This window comes from Agrobacterium pusense (genome assembly GCF_013285525.1).
In the GTDB taxonomy this organism is placed as follows: domain Bacteria; phylum Pseudomonadota; class Alphaproteobacteria; order Rhizobiales; family Rhizobiaceae; genus Agrobacterium; species Agrobacterium pusense.
On sequence record NZ_CP053857.1, the window covers coordinates 243,257 to 266,183 of the forward strand.

Sequence of the window (22,927 nt, forward strand, 5' to 3'; positions counted from 1 at the left end):
AACCTCATTTCCAGTATTTGGCGACATATCGCCGGGTTTCGCTGAGCATGAAACGCGCGCTTTCATCGACACGATCTTCCCAGGCAAAGACGCAATTCGACAGCACACCGTCGAATTTCATGTCGGCCAGCGTGGCGAAGAATATCTCCCAGTCGATCTCGCCCTGGCCGAAATCCGTGTGCTGGTGCACCCTGACTTTGGCGCCGGGCGGATTGACGATGTAGCGCAGCTGCGACGATTTGGTGTGGTCATAGGTATCGGCAAGGCGCACATGCACCAGATGACCTTCGGTCGCGCGCAGGTTGGCAACCATGTCCGGACCGTAAAAGAAGGTGTGAGGCGCGATGAAGGAGGCCTTTACCGCCTTGGAATTGATGGTCTTGATGATGTCGATGGCCGGCGCGATTTCCTCGACCCAGTCTTCGGGATGCGCCTCCAGCGACAGCACCAGCCCCTCCCGCTCGAGGATCGGAACCAGAACATCCATGGCGCGGAAGAACTGCGCTTCGCAGGTTTCCGGACGGTGCAGGCCGGACCGGTCGTTGAGGCTGCGCTCCGGCGAGCCTCCACGACCGAATTCCGAAACGAACATCGGGCACTCCATCTCCACCGCAATCTCGATGGCGCGTTTCCAGTTGTCGATCGCTACCTCCCATTCGTCCGGATACGGGCTCGCCCAGCGATACATGGGCTGCAGCGTGGCAAGGCCGACGCCGTGATCCTTCAGGGCTTTTTTGAATTCGGCGACGCGCTCGGGATAGACCTTCGGTCGCGTCCACCAGGACAGAAAATCCGGACGGGGTGAAAGTTCGACATAGTCGTAACCGAGCTCTGCGACCTTGCGGCAGGTCTCGGCCAGCGAAAGATGCCGGAACATGTGGGGATCGAGCGTATGTTTCATGGCTGTTTCCAGTCGGTGGGATAAGGGACGGGGCCGAAGCCCCGGCTCATTTGGCATAGGCGGACATGTTTTCCGGCGTGACGAGTTCGAAGGGCACCCAGAGCGTCTTTTCGGTGCTTTGACCGGCAGCGGCCTTCACCGCCGTCTGAACGGAGACCTCGCCCTGCTTCGTCGCATTCTGGTAGACGGTGATATCGAGATCGCCCGCCTGCATCGCGGCAAGTCCATCGGGTGTCGCGTCAATGCCGGCAATGACGACGTCCTTCATGGATACGCCCGCTGCCTTCAGCGCCTGCACGGCGCCAATCGCCATTTCATCGTTGTTGGCGATGACCGCATCGAACTGTATGCCCGCCGTCAGCCAGGAGGAAACGAGGTCCTGTGCCTGCGTGCGGCTCCAGTTCGCCGTCTGCTTTTCAAGGATTTCGATCTTGCAGTCCGGCTTGGAGAACACCGTTTCCACATCCTTGGTGCGAACCAGCGCCGCATGGTTTTCCAAAGGGCCCATCAGAATGACGGCCTTGCCCTTGCCGCCCATCAGCTTGCAGGCGGCTTCGGCTTCCATGGTGCCGGAATCAAGTTCGTTGGAGCCGACAAATGCCGTGCCGTCATGCAGCCCGGTTTCCAGCTCAGCCGGCGGATGGTTCACATAGACAAGCGGAATTTTCGCAGCGGATGCGGCCTTGGTGATCGCCGACGTAGCGTCACCATCGACGGCGTTGACGATGATCGCATCGACGCCATTGGCAATGAAATTCTGCACCTGGTTCAGCTGCTTTGAAGGATCGAGCTGCGCATCCTCGACCAGAAGCTCGATGGTCTTGTCGCGCCCGGCCTCGGCCCTTATGCCGTTGAGCAGGATCGTCAGAAACGGATTGTCGAAAGACGTCATCGAGACTGCAATTCGGGTCTCGGCCAGAGCCGGTGTCGCGAAGATACAGAGTGCCGTCGCCATCAATAGTTTTTTCAAGGTTTCCTCCCGCGGAAATCGCTGCTGATTGCATTGTCCAGTTTTTACCGTAGCCGGTCGTGCCCGGCTGCGGCGCGTCAGGCCCGTCCGGCGGCACTCCCCCGGGGAGCGCAGAAGCCAGCAGGGCACGGCCATGCTCAGTTCCCGGCCTGATGTTTTTTGAGATCGGCCGGCGTTACCAGCTCGAAGGGCACGAAGACCCTTCTGTCTGCCGCATCGTTTCTGGCAGGTTTCAGCGCCATCGAAACTCCAACGGCCTGCACCGGCGCGCCCGTCGCCCGCACGGTGGCGAAGGCTGCATTGGCGAAATGTCTCTTCATCTCGTTCCCCTCCAAACCTTGAAAAGAACCGGTCTCACCATCGCTCTCGAATGGCGCCGTCACGGCTTTCCGGAAAAATCTGCCCCCTCGCCGCGGAGAAATATCCGCAGCGTCAAGCAACCCCGACGTAATCTCATGCTGTGAAGGTCGGCCTCCTGTCCGCTCCACAGGCAGGCAAGATTTCCTAGTCCGGTCACCACGTCAACGCGTCAGCAGCAGGCAAAACCATCAAGCATGATAGAAACGGGCGGGCGCGATATGATGTAATCTATCAAACCATCAAAGGCTTTCAGGAACCCATAGATGGGCAGGAAGGAAGCGCTGTCCCGGCGTCTCCGCCATGCCATGTTCGATGGTGTGAACCATGGTTGCGATGAGATCGGCGCACAATTCGCGTAGCGGGGTCTGGAACACGCCGCTGATGCTGCCTTCCAGCAGTGCCTGGCGGGACACGGGGGTCAGTTCGTTGACGAGGCAGACAATGGGTTCCTGCCGCTTTTCGTGTTGAAGTGCCTCGATCACCCCTTCCATGCCGCCGCCCACGCAATAGATGCCGACGAGATCCCTGTGCTTGGCGATAGAGTCCATCACGAGCTCATAGGTTACGCGTCGCGTTTCCAGCGTGATCAGGGCATCCATAACCTCAAATTCCGGCGCATATTCACGCATGTAGCTGCGAAAGCCGGTTTCGCGCAGCGAATGACCATGAAACCGGTGACCGCCAAGCAGCAGAAGCACCTTGCCCTTGCTGCGCGCCAGTCGTGAGATCATCCACGCCGCGGTGCGCCCCACCTTCATGCTGTTGACACCGAGATAAGCTTCCCGCACGCCCTGGGCAAAATCGGAAAGCAGCGAGAATGTCGGAATGCCCTTGATCTTCAATGCCTCGACGGCGGCCGTGACATCGTGGTGGTCCGGCCCGGTAGCGGCCACCGCCTGTACCCGGCCCTTCATGCCCATAAGCAGCGCCGCAAGCTCCGCCGGCTCACCGGATTGCGCAAATTCGATGCGCAGATTGACGTGGCGATCCCGGATGTTGCGCGCCGCAAGCTCCAGCTCGTCGGCAAAGGTCTGATAAAAGGCGTGCCGCTCCTTTCGCAGAATGATGCCAAGGCCATAGGAAGGCATATCCGCCAGCATGCGCTGACGAATGATGTTGGTGGCATGAAATCCGATCTTCTCCGCGGCCTCGAACACACGCCGCGAGGTTTCCTCCCGCACCGGCAGGCGGCCGTTCAGCACCCGGTCGACCGTGGCGACGCTGACGCCGGCGGCCTTTGCAACATCGGTAATGGTCGGACGTTTCATGTTGGCTCCCGCAGGCGGAAAGATTCCTCTCATATCTCGCAAAACATCTCACGGATGATGATGGAATCCAACATGTGCAGAGGGATAAGAGCGTGGAGTACTTTATCAGGGAATAATCGACCGGGGCCTGCATCCCAGGGCCGGCTTGCTTGGCCCAGCACGCCTCATCCCCTCGTCTCTGTGCTTGTGACAGAAACCCAGCCAGCCCAAGTCCTTGGGCTGAGAGGAGTCTTTCCGCCGCGCAGACGCGCGTCAGCTGGATTCCTGTGACAAGCACAGGAATGAGGGAGGTACCAAGGCGAGAGAATAGCCAACCGAGTGCCGGACTAGCGGAAGTCACTCAAGAAGAAATCGAGGCCGCGGCATTCGCACCGTTTTGACGATGCCGAATGCCGGCGGACAATCAGACCCGCTCCAGCGCGACGGCGATACCCTGCCCGACGCCGATGCACATGGTGGCGAGCGCCAGCCGCTTGCCCGTCAAGGAAAGTTCGAGCGCCGCCGTGCCGGCGATACGCGCACCGGACATGCCGAGCGGATGGCCGAGCGCGATGGCACCGCCATTCGCATTCACCCGCGCATCGTCATCGGAAATGCCGAGCTGGCGCAGCGTCGCGAGGCCCTGGCTCGCGAAAGCCTCGTTCAGCTCGATCACATCGAGCTCTTCCTGCTTCAGCCCGAGCCGCGCCAGAAGCTTGGCGGAGGCCGGAGCCGGGCCGATGCCCATGACGCGCGGCGGCACGCCGGCAGCGGCGCCACCGAGGATACGGGCGATGGGAGTGAGGCCATATTTCTTCGTAGCCTCGGCTGACGCGATGATAAGCGCGGCCGCGCCATCATTGACGCCAGACGCATTGCCCGCCGTTACCGTAGCGCCCTCGCGCTTGTTCACCGGCTTCAGCTTAGCCAGCGCTTCGAGGCTTGTGGCCCGCGGATGTTCATCCTTCGAGACGACAAGGGGATCGCCCTTGCGCTGGGGGATCGTTACCGAAACGATCTCCCTGTCGAGACGGCCATTGGCCTGCGCATCCGCCGCCTTCTGCTGACTGCGTACGGCGAAGGCATCCTGATCTTCCCGCGAGACCTGATAATCGACCGCGACATTGTCACCGGTTTCCGGCATGGAATCGACGCCATATTGCGCCTTCATCAGCGGGTTGACGAAACGCCAGCCGATGGTGGTGTCATAGATTTCGGCATTGCGGGAAAAGGCGCTTTCCGCCTTTGGCATAACGAAGGGCGCGCGGCTCATGCTTTCGACGCCGCCAGCGATCATCAGTTCAGCCTCGCCCGACTTGACGGCGCGGGCGGCTGCAATGACCGCATCCATGCCGGAGCCGCACAGCCGGTTGATCGTCGTTCCGGTTACCGACACCGGCAGGCCGGCAAGCAGCAGCGACATGCGCGCGACGTTACGATTGTCCTCGCCTGCCTGATTGGCGCAGCCGAAGATCACATCCTCGACGGCTTCCCAGTCGATGGACGGATTGCGTTCCATCAGCGCCTTCAGCGGCACCGCGCCGAGGTCATCCGCCCTCACGGAAGAAAGCGCACCGCCGAAACGGCCAATGGGCGTGCGGATATAATCGCAGATATAGGCTTCGGTCATCGGTGTTTCCTCAAAGTTCCGGTGCAACGAGATCAGCAACCGTGCCATGCACATGAAGCGGCGCGCCGGTCATGGCCTGCAATTCCTCAAACGTCATCGCGGCCAGCTTTTCACGCAGCACGAAGCGGCCATCGACCACGTCAATCACCGCGTGGCTGGTATAGATGCGGGTGATGCAGCCGACGCCGGTCAGCGGGAAGGCGCATTTCTCAACCAGCTTCGGCTCGCCATTCTTGGTCACATGTTCGGTGATGACGAAGACCTGCTTGGCGCCATGCACCAAATCCATGGCCCCGCCGACGGCTGGCACACCCTTGGAGCCGACGCGCCAATTGGCGAGATCGCCATTCTGGGCCACCTGATAGGCCCCGAGGATCGCCACATCCAGATGTCCGCCACGCACCATGGCGAAGCTGTCGGCATGGTGGAAGAAGGCGGCGCCCGGCTTCAGCGTCACGGCTTTTTTGCCGGCATTGATGAGGTTCCAGTCCTCCTCGCCTTCCGGCGGCGCCTCGCCGAAATTCAGGATGCCGTTTTCGGTGTGGAAGATCGCCTGACGGCCGGGCGGCTGGTAACGCGCCACCATTTCCGGAAAGCCGATGCCGAGATTGACGTAGGCGCCATCTTCGATGTCCTGCGCCGCGCGCCATGCGATCTGGGCGTTGGAAAGCTTGATGTCTTCGCGGGTGTCGATGGTCTGGGTCATGCGTAGGCTACTCCCGCGCGAATGAGGACTTCTTCCTGTTGCGGATCGGGAATTTCCACGACGCCGTTTACGAAAATACCCGGCGTCACGACATGCTCCGGATCGATCTCGCCGGCGGCGACGATCTTCGAGACCTGCGCAATGGTGGTTTTCGCGGCCATGCACATCAGCGGGTTAAAATTGCGCCCGGCCTTGTTGTAGGTGAGGTTGCCATAGGTGTCGCCAAGCTCGGCCTTGACGATGGCAAAGTCGGCCTTCAACCAGCGCTCCTGCACATAGGAGCGGCCGTCAAATTCCGCGATAACCTTGCCTTGCGCCAGCTCCGTGCCGAAGCCGGTCGGGGTGTAGAAGGCCGGAATACCGGAACCGCCAGCGCGGATACGCTCGGCAAGCGTGCCCTGCGGCACCAGTTCCAGCTCGATTTCGCCGGCCAGATAGCGATCGGTGAAGGCGCGCGGATCCGAAGAGCGCGGGAAGGAGCAGATCATCTTCTTGACCATGCCCGCGTCGATCATTGCGGCGATGCCGATGCGGCCGTTGCCGGCATTGTTGTTGATGACGGTAAGGTCCTTCGGGCCCTTGTCAATCAGCGCGTGGATCAGCTCGATCGGCGCGCCGGAGCCGCCAAAACCGCCGATCATGATCGTCGCACCATCGCCGATGCCAGCAAGCGCCTCTTCCGCGCTCTTGATTGTCTTGTCCATTCTCAAAACCTCCATCCAGCCGAGCGGATGGACCGGCAGGGCTGCTTGGCCATGAGGTAAAGCCGAAATTGCCTCGACGGCAAGGATTTTGTGCGTTATATGATTTTTGTTCGTATATCGCACAAATGGAGCGTGGTCATGGCCGTCAGTGAAAGAGACATGATGGGCGGTCTCGCCAAGGGATTGCGGGTGATAGAAGCCTTCAGCGCCGAGCGGCCGCGCCTGTCCATCTCCGATGCCGCCGAGATCGCCGGACTGGACCGCGCCACCACGCGCCGCTGCCTGCTCACGCTATCGGAGCTTGGTTATGCCGCCTATGACGGCAAGTTCTTTACCGTCACGCCGAAGGTGCTGCGGCTCGGCACCGGCTGCCTCGCCACCATGCCCCTGCCGAAAATCGTACAACCGCTCATCGACCATCTCTCGGAGGAGATCGGCCAGAGCACCTCCGTCTCTATCCTGGACGAGACCGAAATTGTTTATGTCGCCCGCGCCGCCCAGCAGCGGGTTATGTCCATTGCGCTGATGCCCGGGTCGCGCCTGCCCGCCTATTGCACCTCCATGGGCCGCGTTCTTCTTTCCGCTCAGCCGCCCGAACGCCAGCGCGACATTCTCGAAGCCTCCCGGCTGGTTGCCCGTACGGAAAAGACCATCACCGATATTCAAGCCTTGCTCAACGAAATCGAGGTGACCGGCCATCGCGGTTATGCGTTGATCGATCAGGAAGTCGAAATCGGCCTTCGCTCCATCGCCGTGCCGCTGAAAAGCGTGCGTGGCCAAACGGTTGCCGCGCTGAATGTCGGGCTCGCCGCCTCGGTCGCTTCGATGGATGATCTGATGGAGCGATATTTGCCCGCACTTCTGTCCGTTCAGCGGGAACTGGCGAGAATGCTGGTCTGAAGCGGCATCTGCCGCGCGCCGGTATCGCCCATCTTGCGCTGCTCGGCGAGCCGCCAGGCGCGCGGCGTCATGCCGGTTTCCCGCCTGAAGAAGCGGTTGAAATAAGCGGGATCGGCAAATCCAAGACCCTCCGCGATCATCTGTACGCTGGAGACGGTGAAGACCAGTTCCTGCTGGGCGATCTCGATCTGGCGCTTGGCAATCAGCCGCTGCAGGCTGAGCCCGGAAACGGAACGGACAAGCCGGTTGAGGTGCGTTTCCGAAAGGCCGAGCTTCCTCGCATAAAAACCGGCTTTCTGCGGCTCGCGGATATGGCGGGCGATCAGCGACAGCAACCGTTCGAAACGCTGCTCCGCCAGGCCCTCACCGCTTGTTTCCAGAAGCGGCCGCGCCGCCCGTGAAAGAAGCGTGACCACGGTGGCGAGTTGGCCTTCTATCATCGCGTCGCGACCGATCTCACGGGCCTCATATTCCGCGGAAATCCGTTCGAACCCGCTGCGCACTCCTTCTCCATCGGCAAAATCCTGCAAGGGCAGAAGCACCGGTTGGGAGAAATTCCGCAGCAGAAGCGCCTGCACCGATGCCGGCAGCGCGCCCTGCAGCATGGTGACGATCACGCCGCCGATATCGCGGGAAAAACGGAAGCCGTGTTCGAAACCGGGTGGCACGATGATGGCGACCGGCGGGCGGATCGGCTCGATGCGGCCATCCAGCAAGGCATCACCCTCGCCGCCAAAAATGTACAAGATCTGCAAAAAAGCAGAATGGCGATGCAGGCCGATTTCAAAGCGATGCAGACTGCTCCGCGAAAAAAGCGTCTCGCAATGGAAGCGAAAATCGCTGCCCTGCGCGGCTTCCTCACCATAGAGCCCTTCATTGGCAGTCACACGCATCTCATCCCCCTCCTGCGCCCGATGGTCGGATTGTGCAATTTACGGACCGGAAAGTCCATTGAGCTTCCGGCAACGCTTGGTCAATTTCTTGACCGGAGACAAGTTCGGGAGGAAACAATGCGTACACAGGTCGTCATCATCGGCTCCGGTCCATCGGGGCTGTTGCTTGGCCAGCTTCTGGCGAAAGCCGGTGTCGAGACCGTCATTCTCGACCGCGTCAGCAAGGAATACATTCTCGGCCGCGTCCGCGCCGGCGTGCTGGAAGAAGGCACGGTACAGCTCATGGAAAAGGCCGGCGCGGATGAGCGCCTGCGCCGCGAGGGTCTGCCGCATGACGGTTTTTCGCTGACCTTCGACGGTCGCGACCATCGTATCGATCTATTCGATCTGACCGGGGGCAAGCGTGTGATGGTCTATGGTCAAACGGAAGTGACCCATGACCTGATGGATGTGCGCGAAGCGGCCGGCCTCTCGACCATCTACGATGCATCTGATGTCGAGCCGCATGATTTCGATGGCGAAAGCCCTTATGTAACCTATCAGAAAGATGGCATAGCCCACCGGATCGATTGCGATTTCATTGCCGGCTGCGATGGTTTCCACGGGGTGAGCCGAAAATCCGTGCCGCAAGGCGCGATCAGGGAATTCGAGAAAGTCTACCCCTTCGGCTGGCTCGGCATTCTGGCCGAAGTGCCGCCGGTCAACCACGAACTCATCTACGCCAACCATCCGCGCGGTTTTGCGCTCTGCTCCATGCGCTCGAACACGCGCAGCCGTTATTACATTCAATGTTCGCTCGAGGACCGGCCTGAAGACTGGAGCGATGAACGTTTCTGGGATGAAATCCGCCGTCGTCTGCCGGAAAACCATGCGGATGCGATGGTGACCGGCCCCTCCTTTGAAAAATCGCTCGCGCCGCTCCGCTCCTTTGTCAGTGAACCAATGCGGTTCGGACGGCTGTTTTTAGCTGGAGATGCCGCCCATATCGTGCCGCCAACGGGTGCCAAGGGCCTGAACCTTGCCGCCAGCGACGTACATTATCTGAGCGAGGCGCTGATCGAGTTTTATCGCGACAGGTCTGAAGCCGGCATCGACGCCTATTCGCAGAAGGCGCTTTCCCGCGTGTGGAAGGCGGTGCGCTTCTCCTGGTGGATGACGACGATGATGCATCGTTTTCCCGATACGGGGGATTTCGGCCAGCGCATTCAGGAGGCGGAACTGGATTATCTCGTCCAATCCCGCGCCGCTTCCACCGCGCTTGCGGAAAATTACGTGGGGCTTCCCTATTAGGGCTGCCCCAGACACGCGGCTTTTATCCCTACCGTTTCCACACCCGTCACCCCGGACATGATCCGGGGTCCAGCGCGATCAAGTCATTGATCGCAAAAGGACTCTTTTCACGGCGCAGACGCGCCGTGGCTGGATTCTGGCTCAAGGCCGGAATGACGGAGGACAGGTTCTCAGACTTTTCCGACCCTCACCCTTATCTCAAGAACCAGCCTCCGCCCTCCCATCCAGCAACTCGCCCGCCGCCTCACGTATGGCCTGCATCAGCAGCGAAAGCGGCAGCGAGGGCTGTGTATCTGCCCGGACCGTCAGTCCCACCGGGCCGCTGGTATCGCCGGTCTCGACCGGCAGAATTTCGAGGATGCCGTCCGCCACATCCGCCGCCACCACGCCCTCCGAGATGATCCAGATCGCGTCGCTGGTGCGCAGAAAGGCGCGGCCGAAGGCGTCGGATACGGTTTCGATGCGGATCGGCAGGGCCGGAACACCGTTGGCGATCAAAAACTGTTCCACGACAGGACCGATGACGGACTGCCGTGTGGGCATCAGCACCGGATATTCATGCAGGTGATCGAACACCGAAACACCGGGCGACAGAAGCGGGTGGCCAGCCCGCACCACGAAGCGCACCCTTTCCGAATAGAGATGCTCGAAGGAAAACCCGGCCATCTTCTGCGGCGCCGCGAGACGGCCGACGACGAGATCGAGATCGCCGACCCGCAGTTGCTCCAGCAGAACAGCGTTTTCGCCCGTCACGATCTTCACCGGGCTGCCGGTCTTTTCCGCCAGAAAACCGGCCATCGCCTTCGGCATGATGCGGACCGAAACCGTGGGCAGAGCACCCACCCGCACCGGGGGACCGGCGCGCGCCGCCTCCTGCGATACCGAGTCGACCGCCTGCCGCAACGCCGTCATCGTCGCGCCGGCGTGGCGCAGGAAAACCTCGCCGTAGCGGCTGATGCGAATGCCGCGACCTTCCCGGTCGAATAGCGAGACACCCAGAATCTCTTCCAGTTCGCGGATCGTTTTTGTCACCGCCGGCTGGCTGACATGCAGGATTTCGGCGGCGCGGATAACGCTTTTCTGCCGCGCAACCTCCACAAAGGTCTGCAGGTGGCGGAACTTGATACGCTGGTCGACCATCGCTCGTATAATCCAGTGGTTATGATTTTCATCGATAATGTCATTTTACTTAACCGGAACCCGCTTGCAATATCCCCGGCAGGAGGAGCCATCATGCATTTTCTGCGCTGCGGCAAGACCGTGATCCATTATCGCGTCAAGGGATTGGACAGCGGCAAGCCGGTCATCGCCTTCATCAATTCGCTCGGTACGGATTTCCGCATCTGGGATGCGGTGACCGAAGTGCTTGGCGATGACTATGCCTACGTGCTGCACGACAAGCGTGGCCACGGGCTTTCCGATATCGGTCGCCCACCCTATTCGATCGACGACCATGCCGGTGATCTGATCGCGCTGCTCGATCATCTCGGCGTGAAAAGTGCCGTCATCTGGGGCCTGTCCGTCGGCGGCCTGATTGCCCAGGGGCTTTACGCCCGCCGGCCTGATCTCGTCCGCGCACTCGTGCTCAGCAATACCGCTCACAAGATCGGCACGGCCGACATGTGGAACGCCCGCATCGACAAAATCTCTGCGGATGGCCTCGGCTCGCTGGTCGATCCCGTCATGGAGCGCTGGTTCACGCCCGCCTTCCGCACGCCTGACAATGCTGCCTATGCCGGCGCACGCAACATGCTGTCGCAACAGCCGGAAGCCGGTTACAGCGGCACTTGCGCCGCCATCCGCGATACGGATTTTACCGCGGCCGCCGGGCGCATTGCCGTGCCGACCCTTTGTGTCGTGGGCGATCAGGACGGCTCGACACCGCCGGAACTGGTAAAATCGCTGGCGGACCTCATTCCCGCAAGCCGCTTTGTAACAATCGCCGGCTGCGGCCACATTCCCTGCCTTGAACAGCCACTCGCCTACGCGCAGGCCGCGTGCATTTTTCTCAAGACCTTGCCGGAGCATTGACCGATGGCGGACCAGAACAACAAGAACGAACGTTTCGAACAGGGCATGAAGACCCGTCGCTCCGTGCTGGGAGATGCCCATGTTGACCGCGCCCAGACCGTGACGACGGGCTTCGACCAGCCTTTTCAGCAGCTCATTACCGAAGGCGCCTGGGGCACCGTCTGGTCCGGCAATCAATGGACGAAACGCGAGCGCTCGATGGTCACCATCGCCCTTCTTGCGGCGCTGGGCCAGGACGAAGAACTTGCCATGCATGTGCGCGCCACCGTCAATACCGGCGCAACCGAGGCGGATATTCGCGAGGCGCTGATGCACGTGGCGATCTATGCCGGCGTGCCTGCCGCCAATCATGCTTTCAAGATTGCCAAGCTTGCCCTGGCCAGCATGAAAGCCGATAGTTCCCTTGATAAAACTGGCGATGGGGAGGAGACGAAATGAGCAACCAGCCACCAGAAACCGGGCCTTTCTTCGCACGCAACCGCGATATTCACCCGCTGGCCTATGCGCCCGGCTACAAGACCTCGATCCTGCGCTCGCCGCAACGCGCCCTGATTTCGCTTGAAGGAACCAAGAGCGAGATCACCGGTCCCGTTTTTGGCCATGGCATGCTGAATCCGCTGGATAACGATCTCATCCTCAACTATGCCCGCCCCGGTGAAATGCCGGTCGGCCCGCGTATTCTCGTTCACGGCCGGGTGCTGGACGAGCGCGGTCGCGGCGTCGACGGCGCGCTGGTGGAATTCTGGCAGGCCAATGCCGGCGGTCGCTACCGCCACAAGAAGGAAAGCTACCTCGCCGCCATCGATCCGAATTTCGGCGGCGTCGGCCGCACGATCACCGACGAGAACGGCTATTACTGGTTCAAGACCATCCAGCCGGGCGCCTATCCCTGGCCGAACGGCGTCAATGACTGGCGGCCGGCCCATATCCATTTCTCCATCTTCGGTCACGGTTTCGCGCAGCGCCTCATCACCCAGATGTATTTCGAAGGCGATCCGCTGATCTGGAAATGTCCGATCGTCAAAACCATTCCGGACGAGGATGCGATACGGAGACTGATCGCGCCGCTGGACATGAATGCGACGCTGCCGATGGACATGTTGGCCTATAAGTTCGATATCGTGCTGCGCGGTCGCCGCTCCACCCTTTTCGAAAACCGCATGGAGGGCAACTGACCATGGTTCAGCCGCTCAACTATTTCAAGGAAACCGCCTCGCAGACGGCAGGGCCCTATGTGCATATCGGCTGCACACCCAATTTCGTCGGCATCGAAGGCGTGTTCGAGAAGGATCTCGGTTCCGGCCCGCTTTATAACGACAAGGCCCGCGGCGAGCGCATCAGCGTGCGCGGCACGGTCTATGACGGCGCCGGCATGCCGCTCAAGGATGCGCTGATCGAGATATGGCAGGCCGATACCGACGGCTATTACAACAGCCCGAGCGAAACGCGCGGCAAGGCCGATCCGAATTTCATCGGCTGGGGCCGCTCGCCCGGTGACATGGATACGGGCGAATTCGTCTTCGAAACCATCAAGCCCGGCTCGGTGCCGTTCCGCGACGGTCGGCCGATGGCGCCGCACATCACCTTCTGGATCGTCGCGCGTGGCATCAATATCGGCCTGCAGACCCGTATGTATTTCCCGGAAGAACAGGAGGCCAATGCCGCCGATCCCGTTCTCGCCCGCATCGAGCAGAAAAGCCGCATCGCCACGCTTGTCGCCAAAAAGGAAGAAGGCAACGTTTATCGTTTCGATATCCGTCTGCAGGGCGAAGGCGAAACCGTGTTTTTCGATATCTGACGCATATCGCGCAAAAGTGTGCAGCGGTTTTGCGACAACGATATGCGCAAAAGAAAGCGAGACGGACAATGAGCCTTTCCCCCTTCGAGCACCCTTTCCTCTCAGGCCTTTTCGGCGACAGCGAAATCGTCGAGCTGTTTTCGGCAAGGGCGGATATCGACGCCATGATCCGTTTCGAAGTGGCGCTGGCGGAGGCGGAGGCGGAGGCTGGCATCCTTGCGGATGAGGTGGCACAAGCGATTGTCTCAGGCCTGTCGGACTTTGCCGCCGACATCACCGCCCTTCGCCACGGCGTCGCAAAGGATGGCGTTGTGGTTCCCGAACTCATCCGGCAGATGCGGGCGGCCGTCGCCGGCAAGGCAGCGGACAAGGTGCATTTCGGCGCCACAAGCCAGGATGTCATCGATACCAGCCTGATGCTGCGGCTGAAAATGGCGACGGAAATCATCGCCATGCGGCTCGGGCGTCTCGTCGATACGCTGGGAGATCTCGCCTCCCGCGACGGCCACAATCCGTTGACGGGCTATACCCGCATGCAGGCCGCGATCGGCATCACGGTCGCCGACCGGGCGGCAAGCTGGATTTCACCGCTGGAGCGCCATTTGCTGCGGCTCCAGAGCTTCGCGCAGACCGGTTTCGCCCTGCAATTCGGCGGCGCGGCCGGCACGCTCGAAAAGCTCGGTGACAATGCCGCAGCCGTGCGCATCGATCTGGCAAGGCGCCTCGGCCTTGCGGATCGGCCACAATGGCAAAGCCAGCGCGACGGCATCGCCGAATTTTCCGGTCTGCTTTCGCTGATCACGGGCACGCTCGGCAAGTTCGGGCAGGACATCGCGCTCATGGCCGAACTCGGCACGGAAATCCGCCTCTCGGGAGGCGGCGGTTCCTCGGCCATGCCGCACAAACAAAACCCGGTCAATGCCGAAACGCTGGTGACGCTCGCGCGCTTCAATGCCGTGCACATATCGGCATTGCACCAGTCGCTTGTGCACGAACAGGAAAGGTCCGGCGCGGGCTGGATGCTGGAATGGCTGTCGCTCCCACAAATGGTGACGGCAACGGGAGCCTCGCTGCTGATCGCCGAGCGGTTGGCGGGGCAGATAGACAGGTTGGGCGCAGGCGAAAACGAGCCTCACGACGATCTACATCGTCCATAGATCAGGGCTTGCAGGAACTGCCAGACGGGCGGCCGGTGGCGACATGGTGACGTGCGGAAAGCGCTTGCGCTCCTTTGCATTAGCCATTGATAAAAAAGACTTTATCGGGAATTTCAAAAAACAAAAAAACAGCGGCAACGCCGCTTTTTAACCGGAGATGACGCTTGACACAAAAATGAACTAACTGGTACAAACATTAATATTGACGAGGCGACGCCGACGAGGGTTCGAAGCCCGCAGCGGCAAAAATCGACAAATGGAGGGCTTTGGCGCCGCACGGTTCCAGAGCGATGCGGACAAGGCACAAAGCCTGTCCGGACCCGAAGGGGTTGGGAGGAAGAATGTCTTACAGTCTCGATTTCTCAGCGGTCATAGACCGGCTGCCCGAGCTGCTTTTAGCCTGTCTGGCGACGATCGGCCTTGCCATTGCGGGCATGTCGCTTGCCACCGTCATCGGGGTTCTCGGGGTTGTCGCCCGACGCTCGCGTTTCAGGCTGCTGCGCGGCATCGTCATCGGCTTTGTGGAAGCCATCCGCAACACGCCGTTTCTGGTGCAGATATTCTTCATCTTCTTCGCCCTGCCGCAGATCGGCATCAAGCTCAATCCCACCGTCACCGCCATCATTGCGCTGGCCCTGAACGGTGGCGCCTATGCCATTGAAATCATTCGAGGCGGAGTCGATTCCATCCCCAAGGGCCAGGTGGAAGCGGGCCTCGCGCTCGGCCTGCACCGGGCGCAGATCTTCCGCCATATCATCCTGAAGCCGGCGTTGCGCGCGGTCTATCCGTCGCTCACCAGCCAGTTCATCATGCTGACGCTGACGACCTCGGTCTGCACTTCGATCGCCGCTTACGAGCTGACTTCGGTCGCGCAGAAGATCGAGGCGGATACGTTCCGATCCTTCGAGGTCTATTTCTCGATCACGCTGCTTTATCTCGTCATTTCCTCGCTGATGATGGCCGTCTTCTCGCTCATCTCCCGCCTTTCCTTCAGCTATCCGGTCAAGTGAGGAGAGAAGACAATGGCATCCATCGGTCCCAACGAACTCTTCTTCCTGCTGCAGGGCCTGAAATGGACCCTTGCGCTGACCATCATCGGCTTTATCGGCGGCGGCATTTTCGGCCTTTGCGTGGCGCTCGCCCGCGTTGCGGACAGCCCGGCAATCCAGCGGGCAAGCACGGCCTACATCGCCATCTTCCAGGGCACACCGCTCCTGATGCAGCTTTTCGTGGTTTATTACGGCGTGGCGCTCGCCGGCCTCAATGTCGATGCCTGGATCGCCGTTGCCATCGCCTTCACGCTGCATGCCAGCGCCTTCCTGGGTGAAATCTGGCGCGGCGGCATCCAGGCCGTGCCGAAAGGCCAGACGGAAGCGGCCAATGCGCTCGGCCTGCATTACGTCTCACGCATGAAGGATGTGGTCCTGCCGCAGGCGCTCAAGATTTCACTGCCGGCCACCATCGGTTTCCTCGTGCAGCTCATCAAGGGCACCTCGCTTGCGGCGATCGTGGGTTTCGTCGAGCTCTCCCGCGCCGGACAGATCGTCTCCAACCAGACGTTCCGCCCGCTCACCGTCTTCGCCCTCGTCGGCATCATCTATTTCCTGATCTGCTGGCCGCTCTCCCTGTGGGGCGCCGGCGTCGAAAAGCGGCTGCAGGCCGCGTCCCGTTAAACGTCAAAACCATCTCATCAGCTTTGTAAGGAGGAGCAAAAGATGAAAACCACCAGCATGAAATTCTCGCGTCGCGCCCTGCTCGCGCTCGCCGCGGCAACGGTTGCGCTGCCTTTCGTGACACCGGGCGATGCTTTCGCCGGGACCGTTGAAGAGGCAAAGGCCAAGGGCAAGGTCGTCATCGGCATTCAGGGTGACAATTCGCCCTGGGGCTTCGTGAATTCCAGCGGCGTGCAGGATGGTCTCGATGCCGATATCGGCAAGGCCTTCGCGGACTATCTCGGCGTCAAGGCCGAGTTCGTGCCGCTCGCCGTCGCAAACCGCATCCCGGCGCTGCTGACCGGCAAGGTCGACGTGCTCTTCGCCACCATGGCCATGACCGCCGAGCGCGCCAAGAGCATCCAGTATTCGAAGCCCTATGTCGGCAACGTGTTTTCCGTCTATGCCCCCAAGGACAAGAAGATCGCCGGTTACGATGATCTGACCGGCATCAATGTCGGCGTGCCGAAGTCGAGCGCCATGGACACGGCGATTACTGCCGGTGCCGGCTCTAAAGCCAATATCCTGCGCTTCGATGACGACGCCGCCAATATTCAGGCGCTGATATCGGGCCAGGTCGAAGCCGTGGGCGGCAACATGTTCTACGGCGACCGGCTGAACAAGGCCGCCGAGGGCAAGTACGAATCAAAGTTCGAACTGACGACCATGTATAACGGCGCCGGCACCCGCCCGGGTGAGAAGGACTGGAACGAAACCGTCAACGCCTTCCTCGACAAGATCAAGTCGGACGGTCAGCTCGCCAAGATTTACGACAAATGGATGAAGCGCGAAGTGCCGGCCTTCCCGGACAGCCTTCCCGACATCCCCTTCACCGTGAAGTAATCCGGAGGTTTCCATGCCGCAATCCGCCGCCGCACAGGTTCCGCTTATCGCCCTTGAAGGGGTCGGAAAGTGGTATGGAGCCTACCACGCGCTTAAAAATGTCAACATGACGGTTCGCAAGGGCGAGAAGATCGTTCTTTGCGGCCCGTCCGGTTCGGGCAAATCCACCCTCATTCGCTGCATCAACCATCTGGAGGAAATCCAGGAGGGCAAGATTACGGTGGAGGGAACCATGCTTTCGGATTCCAGCCGCGCCATCGATGCGGTTCGGCGCGAAGTGGGCATGGTGTTCCAGAGCTTCAATCTCTTCCCGCACAAGACCATCATGGAAAACTGCACGCTGGCGCCCATGCGGGTGAAAGGCCTGTCGAAGGCCGATGCGGAGGCGACGGCACGCAAATATCTGGAGCGCGTGCGCATTCTCAACCAGGCCGACAAGTACCCCGCCCAGCTTTCCGGCGGCCAGCAGCAGCGCGCGGCGATTGCGCGGGCGCTGTGTATGGAACCGAAGGCGATGCTGTTCGACGAACCGACCTCGGCCCTCGATCCGGAAATGGTGAAGGAAGTGCTCGACACCATGATCGGTCTTGCCCGCGACGGCATGACGATGATCTGCGTGACGCATGAAATGGGTTTCGCCCGGCAGGTGGCCGACCGCGTGGTCTTCATGTCGGAAGGCGAGATCATCGAGGAAGGCCCCCCGGAGGAATTCTTCCGCGATCCCAAGCACCAGCGTACCCGCACGTTCCTTGGCGAAATTCTCGCCCATCATTGAGGTTCGCGCTCCGCGGGGAACTCTTGGCGACCTCCCGCGCAGAGACAGCGTCATCCCCGGGACAGCCCGGGGATCCATGGAGCCAGCGGATGACAGATCCCCGGGATCAGGCCCGAGGATGACGACGGCGAGGTTTCAACACCTCGCCAGCAACCCGAAGGCAGGCGATGCACGCCGCCGAACAGATGAACGACCCGAGATCATGACAGACAAAACCGCATTCAAGGTCGGCCTGATAGGCGCCGATATCCAGCTATCCAAGTCACCCGCGCTGCATATGCGCGAGGGCGCAGCCCATGGTCTCGACTATTCTTATGAGCTGGTGGATGTCTCCGCACGCAAATTGCCCTTGAGCGCCCTTCCCGATCTGCTCGATGAGCTGGAGGCGCGCGGTTTTGCCGGCACCAATATCACCCATCCGTTCAAACAGGCCGTCATCGCGCATCTGCACGAACTTTCTGACGACGCCCGCATGCTTGGAGCGGTCAATACCGTCGTCTTCCGCGACGGCCGCCGCATTGGCCATAACACCGACTGGTACGGCTTTTACGAAAGCTTCGTGCGCGGCCTGCCGGATGCAAAGCGTGATCGGGCGCTGCTGGTCGGCGCAGGCGGCGCCGGCGTGGCTGTCGCCCATGCCGCCCTGAAGCTCGATATTATGAGACTCGATATTTTCGATCGCGATTTGCCCCGGGCCGAGCGCCTGGCGAGCGAACTCAACGACCGGTTCGGAGAAGGGCGCGCCTTTGCCGTTGGCGACCCGGCCGCTTCCCTGCCCTTTGCCGATGGCCTGATCCACGCCACGCCAATGGGCATGCCCGCCCATCCCGGCATGCCGGTTTCGGCCGACCTGATCGAACAACGACACTGGGTGGCCGACATCGTCTACATGCCGCTCGTGACCGAGTTGCTCGCGACGGCGGCGAAAAAGGGCTGTCGCACCCTGCCCGGCGGCGGCATGACGGTGTTTCAGGCCGTTGGCGCATTCCGCCTCTTCTGCGGCCGCGAACCGGACGCTGCGCGCATGACCGCACATTTCACCGAGCTGTGCATGGCGGAGGGGGTGGCATGAGCCTTTTCACCATCCTCAACGGCCCGAACCTCAACCTGCTCGGCCAGCGCCAGCCGGAAATCTACGGCTATGAAACGCTCGCCGATATCGAGACCCGTTGCCGCGGGATCGCAGAAACCGCCGGCCACGAACTGTTTTTTGTCCAGAGCAACCGGGAATATGAGCTGATCGACTGGGTTCACGAAGCCCGCGGCAAATCCGCAGGCATCGTCATCAACCCCGGCGCCTTTACCCATACCTCGGTGGCCATCCTCGATGCGCTCAATGCCTTTGAGGGGCCGGTGATCGAGGTCCACATTTCCAACATCCACAAACGCGAGGTCTTCCGGCACCACTCCTATGTCTCGACCCGCGCCGAAGGCGTGATCGCCGGCCTCGGCATCGAAGGTTATGACGTGGCGCTGCGCCACCTCATCGGCCGTCTTTCGCGCTCGTCGTGATATGGGCGGGCGTCAGCACATAACGCAGCACCATGTCGCTGACATGCCGCGACAATGTCTCCTGTCCCGCATCGGTGAACAGGCTGTCGCCGAAGATGAACGAGAACGTCGTGACGTTCGAGACGTTGAAAAAGGACAGCGCGCTGATCTGCCAGTGCAATTCCAGCGCATCGATGCCCTCGCGGAAGACGCCGCTCTGCTGGCCTCGCAGCAGCACGCTTTCCAGCGCATCGATGGCCGGACGGTTGAGCTGGCGGATCGTTTCGGAGGACTGCATATGCCGGCCGTGATGGATATTCTCGATCATCACCATGCGAATGAAAGCGGGATTGCGCCGGTGGTGGTCGAAGGTGAACCGACAGAGCTTGTCGAGCGCCGCAGCCGGTTCCAGATCACCGAGCTCCAGATCGCTCTCGCCGCCGCGCACCTTGGCATAAGCCTCCTCCAGAACGCGCTGGTAAAGGCTCTCCTTGTCGGAGAAATAATAATAGATCATGCGCTTGGACGTGCGCGTGCGCGCCGCTATTTCATCGATGCGGGCGCCGGAGAGGCCATTTTGCGAAAACTCTTCCATGGCCACCGAAAGAATGTCGCGGCGAACTCCTTCCGGATCACGCTTCGCCTGCCGGCTTTCTCGGGTCGCGTTCAAAGTCGCAGTTTTGGTCATCATCCATTCCATCGGTGGGGCGGCGGCCTGCGGTCACGCCCTGCTTATTAACCAATCAGTACATAAGGCTGAAAAGGAAGGCAATATGGCGAGCTATGACACAGCAGGACACGGCATGCCAATGCGCACATCCATTGCAACCGTATCGATCAGTGGCGAATTCCCCGAAAAGCTGGCGGCGATCGCCAAGGCCGGCTTTTCCGGCGTGGAGATTTTCGAAAACGATTTCCTGACCTATGACGCCTCCCCGCGCGAGGTAAAGGCACTGGCTGCCGACCACGGACTTGATATCACCCTGTTTCAGCCGTTCCGCGACTTCGAGGGCATGCCGGAGCCGCACCGCGCCCGCGCCTTCGAGAGAGCGCAGCGGAAATTCGACATCATGGGCGAACTCGGCACAGATCTGATGCTGATCTGCTCGAATGTCTCGCCGGTCTCGCTCGGCGGCATAGACCGCGCCGCCGCCGATTTCCATCAGCTGGGCGAACTTGCCGCAAAACATGGCGTGCGCGTGGGTTACGAGGCGCTGGCCTGGGGGCGTCACATCAGCGATCATCGCGACGCCTGGGAGGTGGTGCGCCGCGCCGACCACGCCAATGTCGGCATCATCCTTGACAGTTTCCACACGCTGTCGCGCAAGATCGATCCCAATTCCATCCGTTCCATTCCCGGCGACAAGATTTTCATCGTCCAGCTGGCCGATGCGCCGCTGATCGACATGGATCTCCTCTACTGGAGCCGCCATTTCCGCAACATGCCGGGAGAAGGCGATCTGCCGGTCGTGGATTTCATGCGCGCCGTGGCTGCAACCGGTTATAGCGGCCCGCTATCGCTCGAAATCTTTAATGACCAGTTCCGCGGCGGCTCGGCCCGGCTGCTTGCCGAAGATGGTCACCGCTCGCTCGTCAACCTGATGGATCAGGTGCGCCGTCTTGAGCCGGATATCCGAATCGACGTGCCCGCCATGCCGGACCGGGTTGAGACGCGGGGCGTGGAATTCGTGGAATTCACCACGGCGCCGGACGAAAAGATCAATCTGGAGGCGCTGCTCGCCACGCTCGGTTTCGAGAAAACCGCACATCACCGCAATCGCGATATCGACCTCTATACCCAGGGCGATATCCGCATCGTCATCAATACCAGTGATGGCGGCGACAGTTTCGCCGGGGCGTCCTATTCCATCCACGGCACCAATGCCTATGCATTCGGCCTGAAGGTTGATGACGCCAAAGCGGCGCTGGCGCGTGCTGAAGCGCTGGGTGCGCCCACCTTCGCCGAGCCGCGCAAGACGGGCGAAGTCGCCGTCCCGGCCATTCAGGGCGTGGGCAACGGAGTCATTTATTTCCTCGACGGTTCGCCGGCGCTTGATTCCATCTGGGACAATGAGTTTGCGACAGTCGGCGATAATAAACCAGCTGGCGATGCCGGGCTGAAGAGGATCGATCATCTTGCGCAAACAACGCATTACGATGAAATGCTGACGTGGCTTCTGTTCTACACCTCGCTGTTTTCCACCCGCCGCACACCGATGATCGATGTGGTCGATCCGGGCGGGCTGGTGCGCAGCCAGGCGATTGAAAGCGTACCCTCGCCGCATTTCCGCCTGACCATGAACGGTGCCGACAATCGCAAGACCTTCGCCGGCAAATTCCTGGCGGAGGGCTTCGGCAGCAGCATCCAGCACATCGCCTTCGCCACCGACGATATTTTCGCCACGGCCAGGGCGATGCAGGCACGTGGCTTTCAGGCCCTGCCGATCTCGCGCAATTATTACGACGATCTGGAGGCCCGTTTTGGTCTGGAGCCGGAATTTTCCGATGCGCTCAGAGCGGCGAGCATCCTTTATGACCGCGACGACAATGGCGAATATTTCCAGATTTACAGCCGCACCTTCGGCGAAGGTTTCTTCTTCGAAATCATCGAAAGGCGCGGGGCTTACGGCGGTTATGGCGCCATGAACGCCCCCTTCCGCATCGCCGCGCAACGACGGCTTGCGCCGCCGGTTGGCATGCCGAAGGAATAGGTCTCGGCAGCGAATCCGAACAGGCCGCAGCCGGCAGGAATGCCGCTGCGGCCTGTTCTCATTTATTCCAATGTCGTTATCTCGTAATCGCGTGGAATGGCGGAGGTCGCCATAAACCACTCCGACGCCCGCGTCCGCTGCTGATGAAAATCAAAGGCGGCACGATCGGCAAAAAGCTCCTCAACCCGCCAGATCAGGGCATCGTCGGTCTCGGATACCTCGAAGGAAATGCAGCCGGGTTCCTCTCTCGTCAGACGAAGATGTTCAGGAAGGTGGCGCCGGACCAGTTGGACATCATCCTTGGACAAGCATCGTAGAAAACCCCTCAGCCTGACTGCGCCCGCCCTATTGTTCATGCACGGCATTCCCATTCCTCTTCGTCCTTCTCAGTGTTTTTAGTGGCGCTACAGGCGGAATACACGCCTCTTTGCGAAGCATTGTGCAGCAACACGCGCTCAAAATCGGTGCATATGCGCATTTGTAGAGCAGTACACAAAAATTGTTCAACACTATGGACATGATTGTTCTGTTTTGTTAGCTTTTTCCATAAAACAAGGGCGGGGGAGAATAAGGTTTCATGCGCATTGTCGAATTGGCGTCCGGCGTTTCGCGTCGGGTGGCTGCCATGGATTTGACCGGCACGGCTGCGGCGGCACTGCGGCTATTAATGCGGGGTATCGCTTGTCGCGCGGCTCCCCGTGAAAAAGCATCCTGAAGATGCGATCTCACCCGACATTTTCGACATTCCCGCCCGGCGTTGCGCGTAGCTCGCCTGCCCATCACCCTTTTCTTTTTCCAGACCACCGCG

At 60.7% G+C, this 22,927-nt stretch carries 25 protein-coding genes; 14 read left to right on the plus strand and 11 right to left on the minus strand.

Annotation, left to right across the window (positions count from 1 at the left end):
- Positions 1 to 4 precede the first annotated feature (4 nt).
- The 7 genes from HQN82_RS14765 to HQN82_RS14795 all read right to left on the minus strand — a co-directional run bounded on the left by HQN82_RS14765 (position 5) and on the right by HQN82_RS14795 (position 6,518).
- Positions 5 to 901 carry a sugar phosphate isomerase/epimerase family protein gene (locus tag HQN82_RS14765; RefSeq protein WP_004445102.1) on the minus strand — a complete coding sequence of 299 codons (897 nt, stop codon included), beginning with the start codon at positions 899 to 901 and terminating at the stop codon, positions 5 to 7.
- 46 nt (positions 902 to 947) lie between these two features.
- Entirely contained in the window at positions 948 to 1,856 is a 909-nt protein-coding gene (locus HQN82_RS14770; RefSeq protein ID WP_173615988.1) for a sugar ABC transporter substrate-binding protein, read from the minus strand.
- 152 nt (positions 1,857 to 2,008) lie between these two features.
- A complete protein-coding gene (locus HQN82_RS14775; protein WP_048902879.1) occupies positions 2,009 to 2,191 on the minus strand; it encodes a hypothetical protein in 183 nt (60 codons plus the stop codon).
- Between the two features lie 279 nt (positions 2,192 to 2,470).
- The gene (locus HQN82_RS14780) at positions 2,471 to 3,499 is read right to left on the minus strand and encodes a LacI family DNA-binding transcriptional regulator (protein ID WP_004445104.1); all 1,029 of its coding nucleotides are present in this window, start codon (positions 3,497 to 3,499) and stop codon (positions 2,471 to 2,473) included.
- Positions 3,500 to 3,902: 403 nt separating this feature from the next.
- Positions 3,903 to 5,108 (minus strand): 3-oxoadipyl-CoA thiolase, encoded by a 1,206-nt coding sequence (gene pcaF, locus HQN82_RS14785; RefSeq protein WP_173615122.1) that lies wholly within the window; start codon positions 5,106 to 5,108, stop codon positions 3,903 to 3,905.
- A gap of 10 nt (positions 5,109 to 5,118) precedes the next feature.
- The gene (locus HQN82_RS14790; RefSeq protein ID WP_022562710.1) at positions 5,119 to 5,814 is read right to left on the minus strand and encodes a CoA transferase subunit B; all 696 of its coding nucleotides are present in this window, start codon (positions 5,812 to 5,814) and stop codon (positions 5,119 to 5,121) included.
- Positions 5,811 to 6,518 carry a 3-oxoacid CoA-transferase subunit A gene (locus tag HQN82_RS14795; RefSeq protein ID WP_022562711.1) on the minus strand — a complete coding sequence of 236 codons (708 nt, stop codon included), beginning with the start codon at positions 6,516 to 6,518 and terminating at the stop codon, positions 5,811 to 5,813. The genes HQN82_RS14790 and HQN82_RS14795 overlap by 4 nt, the downstream gene beginning before the upstream one ends.
- A gap of 138 nt (positions 6,519 to 6,656) precedes the next feature.
- On the opposite strand from HQN82_RS14795, the gene HQN82_RS14800 reads away from it, so the two are divergent.
- On the plus strand, positions 6,657 to 7,418 hold the full coding sequence (locus tag HQN82_RS14800; protein WP_173615123.1) for an IclR family transcriptional regulator: 762 nt from the start codon (positions 6,657 to 6,659) through the stop codon (positions 7,416 to 7,418).
- On the opposite strand, the gene HQN82_RS14805 is transcribed toward HQN82_RS14800, so the two are convergent.
- The gene (locus tag HQN82_RS14805; RefSeq protein ID WP_037092255.1) at positions 7,388 to 8,311 is read right to left on the minus strand and encodes a helix-turn-helix domain-containing protein; all 924 of its coding nucleotides are present in this window, start codon (positions 8,309 to 8,311) and stop codon (positions 7,388 to 7,390) included. The two genes, HQN82_RS14800 and HQN82_RS14805, sit on opposite strands and share 31 nt — an antisense overlap.
- 117 nt (positions 8,312 to 8,428) lie before the next feature.
- Here HQN82_RS14805 and pobA point away from each other — a divergent pair, with 117 nt between their 5' ends.
- Positions 8,429 to 9,601 (plus strand): 4-hydroxybenzoate 3-monooxygenase, encoded by a 1,173-nt coding sequence (gene pobA, locus HQN82_RS14810; RefSeq protein WP_173615124.1) that lies wholly within the window; start codon positions 8,429 to 8,431, stop codon positions 9,599 to 9,601.
- A gap of 198 nt (positions 9,602 to 9,799) precedes the next feature.
- On the opposite strand, the gene pcaQ is transcribed toward pobA, so the two are convergent.
- On the minus strand, positions 9,800 to 10,741 hold the full coding sequence (gene pcaQ / locus HQN82_RS14815; RefSeq protein WP_072493010.1) for a pca operon transcription factor PcaQ: 942 nt from the start codon (positions 10,739 to 10,741) through the stop codon (positions 9,800 to 9,802).
- A 93-nt stretch (positions 10,742 to 10,834) separates the two neighbouring features.
- Between pcaQ and pcaD the strand changes: the two genes are divergently transcribed.
- From pcaD to aroQ, 11 genes are all read left to right on the plus strand, one after another.
- Positions 10,835 to 11,632, plus strand: coding sequence for a 3-oxoadipate enol-lactonase (gene pcaD / locus HQN82_RS14820; protein WP_173615125.1), 798 nt, complete (start codon positions 10,835 to 10,837; stop codon positions 11,630 to 11,632).
- A gap of 3 nt (positions 11,633 to 11,635) precedes the next feature.
- Positions 11,636 to 12,070, plus strand: a complete 435-nt coding sequence (pcaC, locus tag HQN82_RS14825; protein WP_004445114.1) for a 4-carboxymuconolactone decarboxylase — start codon at positions 11,636 to 11,638, stop codon at positions 12,068 to 12,070.
- The gene (gene pcaH / locus HQN82_RS14830) at positions 12,067 to 12,807 is read left to right on the plus strand and encodes a protocatechuate 3,4-dioxygenase subunit beta (RefSeq protein WP_045531631.1); all 741 of its coding nucleotides are present in this window, start codon (positions 12,067 to 12,069) and stop codon (positions 12,805 to 12,807) included. Before pcaC ends, pcaH begins: the two co-directional genes overlap by 4 nt.
- A gap of 2 nt (positions 12,808 to 12,809) precedes the next feature.
- Positions 12,810 to 13,430, plus strand: a complete 621-nt coding sequence (gene pcaG, locus HQN82_RS14835; RefSeq protein ID WP_004445117.1) for a protocatechuate 3,4-dioxygenase subunit alpha — start codon at positions 12,810 to 12,812, stop codon at positions 13,428 to 13,430.
- Positions 13,431 to 13,498: 68 nt separating this feature from the next.
- Positions 13,499 to 14,587, plus strand: a complete 1,089-nt coding sequence (locus HQN82_RS14840) for a 3-carboxy-cis,cis-muconate cycloisomerase (RefSeq protein WP_173615126.1) — start codon at positions 13,499 to 13,501, stop codon at positions 14,585 to 14,587.
- 341 nt (positions 14,588 to 14,928) lie between these two features.
- Positions 14,929 to 15,597 carry an amino acid ABC transporter permease gene (locus HQN82_RS14845; RefSeq protein WP_004445120.1) on the plus strand — a complete coding sequence of 223 codons (669 nt, stop codon included), beginning with the start codon at positions 14,929 to 14,931 and terminating at the stop codon, positions 15,595 to 15,597.
- Between the two features lie 12 nt (positions 15,598 to 15,609).
- Positions 15,610 to 16,260 (plus strand): amino acid ABC transporter permease, encoded by a 651-nt coding sequence (locus HQN82_RS14850; RefSeq protein WP_022562719.1) that lies wholly within the window; start codon positions 15,610 to 15,612, stop codon positions 16,258 to 16,260.
- A gap of 42 nt (positions 16,261 to 16,302) precedes the next feature.
- Complete coding sequence (locus HQN82_RS14855) at positions 16,303 to 17,142, plus strand: transporter substrate-binding domain-containing protein (RefSeq protein ID WP_004445123.1); 840 nt, start codon at positions 16,303 to 16,305, stop codon at positions 17,140 to 17,142.
- A gap of 13 nt (positions 17,143 to 17,155) precedes the next feature.
- Positions 17,156 to 17,917: an amino acid ABC transporter ATP-binding protein gene (locus HQN82_RS14860; RefSeq protein WP_004445125.1), complete on the plus strand. Its 762-nt coding sequence runs from the start codon at positions 17,156 to 17,158 to the stop codon at positions 17,915 to 17,917.
- Positions 17,918 to 18,119: 202 nt separating this feature from the next.
- Positions 18,120 to 18,989, plus strand: coding sequence for a shikimate dehydrogenase (locus HQN82_RS14865; protein WP_044459384.1), 870 nt, complete (start codon positions 18,120 to 18,122; stop codon positions 18,987 to 18,989).
- Positions 18,986 to 19,429 carry a type II 3-dehydroquinate dehydratase gene (gene aroQ / locus HQN82_RS14870; protein WP_022562721.1) on the plus strand — a complete coding sequence of 148 codons (444 nt, stop codon included), beginning with the start codon at positions 18,986 to 18,988 and terminating at the stop codon, positions 19,427 to 19,429. The genes HQN82_RS14865 and aroQ overlap by 4 nt, the downstream gene beginning before the upstream one ends.
- Here the strand turns inward: aroQ and HQN82_RS14875 are convergent.
- Positions 19,401 to 20,096: a TetR/AcrR family transcriptional regulator gene (locus HQN82_RS14875; protein WP_173615127.1), complete on the minus strand. Its 696-nt coding sequence runs from the start codon at positions 20,094 to 20,096 to the stop codon at positions 19,401 to 19,403. The genes aroQ and HQN82_RS14875 overlap by 29 nt on opposite strands.
- Before the next feature lie 121 nt (positions 20,097 to 20,217).
- On the opposite strand from HQN82_RS14875, the gene HQN82_RS14880 reads away from it, so the two are divergent.
- A complete protein-coding gene (locus tag HQN82_RS14880; protein ID WP_173615989.1) occupies positions 20,218 to 22,119 on the plus strand; it encodes a bifunctional sugar phosphate isomerase/epimerase/4-hydroxyphenylpyruvate dioxygenase family protein in 1,902 nt (633 codons plus the stop codon).
- Between the two features lie 62 nt (positions 22,120 to 22,181).
- On the opposite strand, the gene HQN82_RS14885 is transcribed toward HQN82_RS14880, so the two are convergent.
- Positions 22,182 to 22,490, minus strand: coding sequence for a putative quinol monooxygenase (locus HQN82_RS14885; RefSeq protein WP_173615128.1), 309 nt, complete (start codon positions 22,488 to 22,490; stop codon positions 22,182 to 22,184).
- Between the last annotated feature and the right edge of the window lie 437 nt (positions 22,491 to 22,927).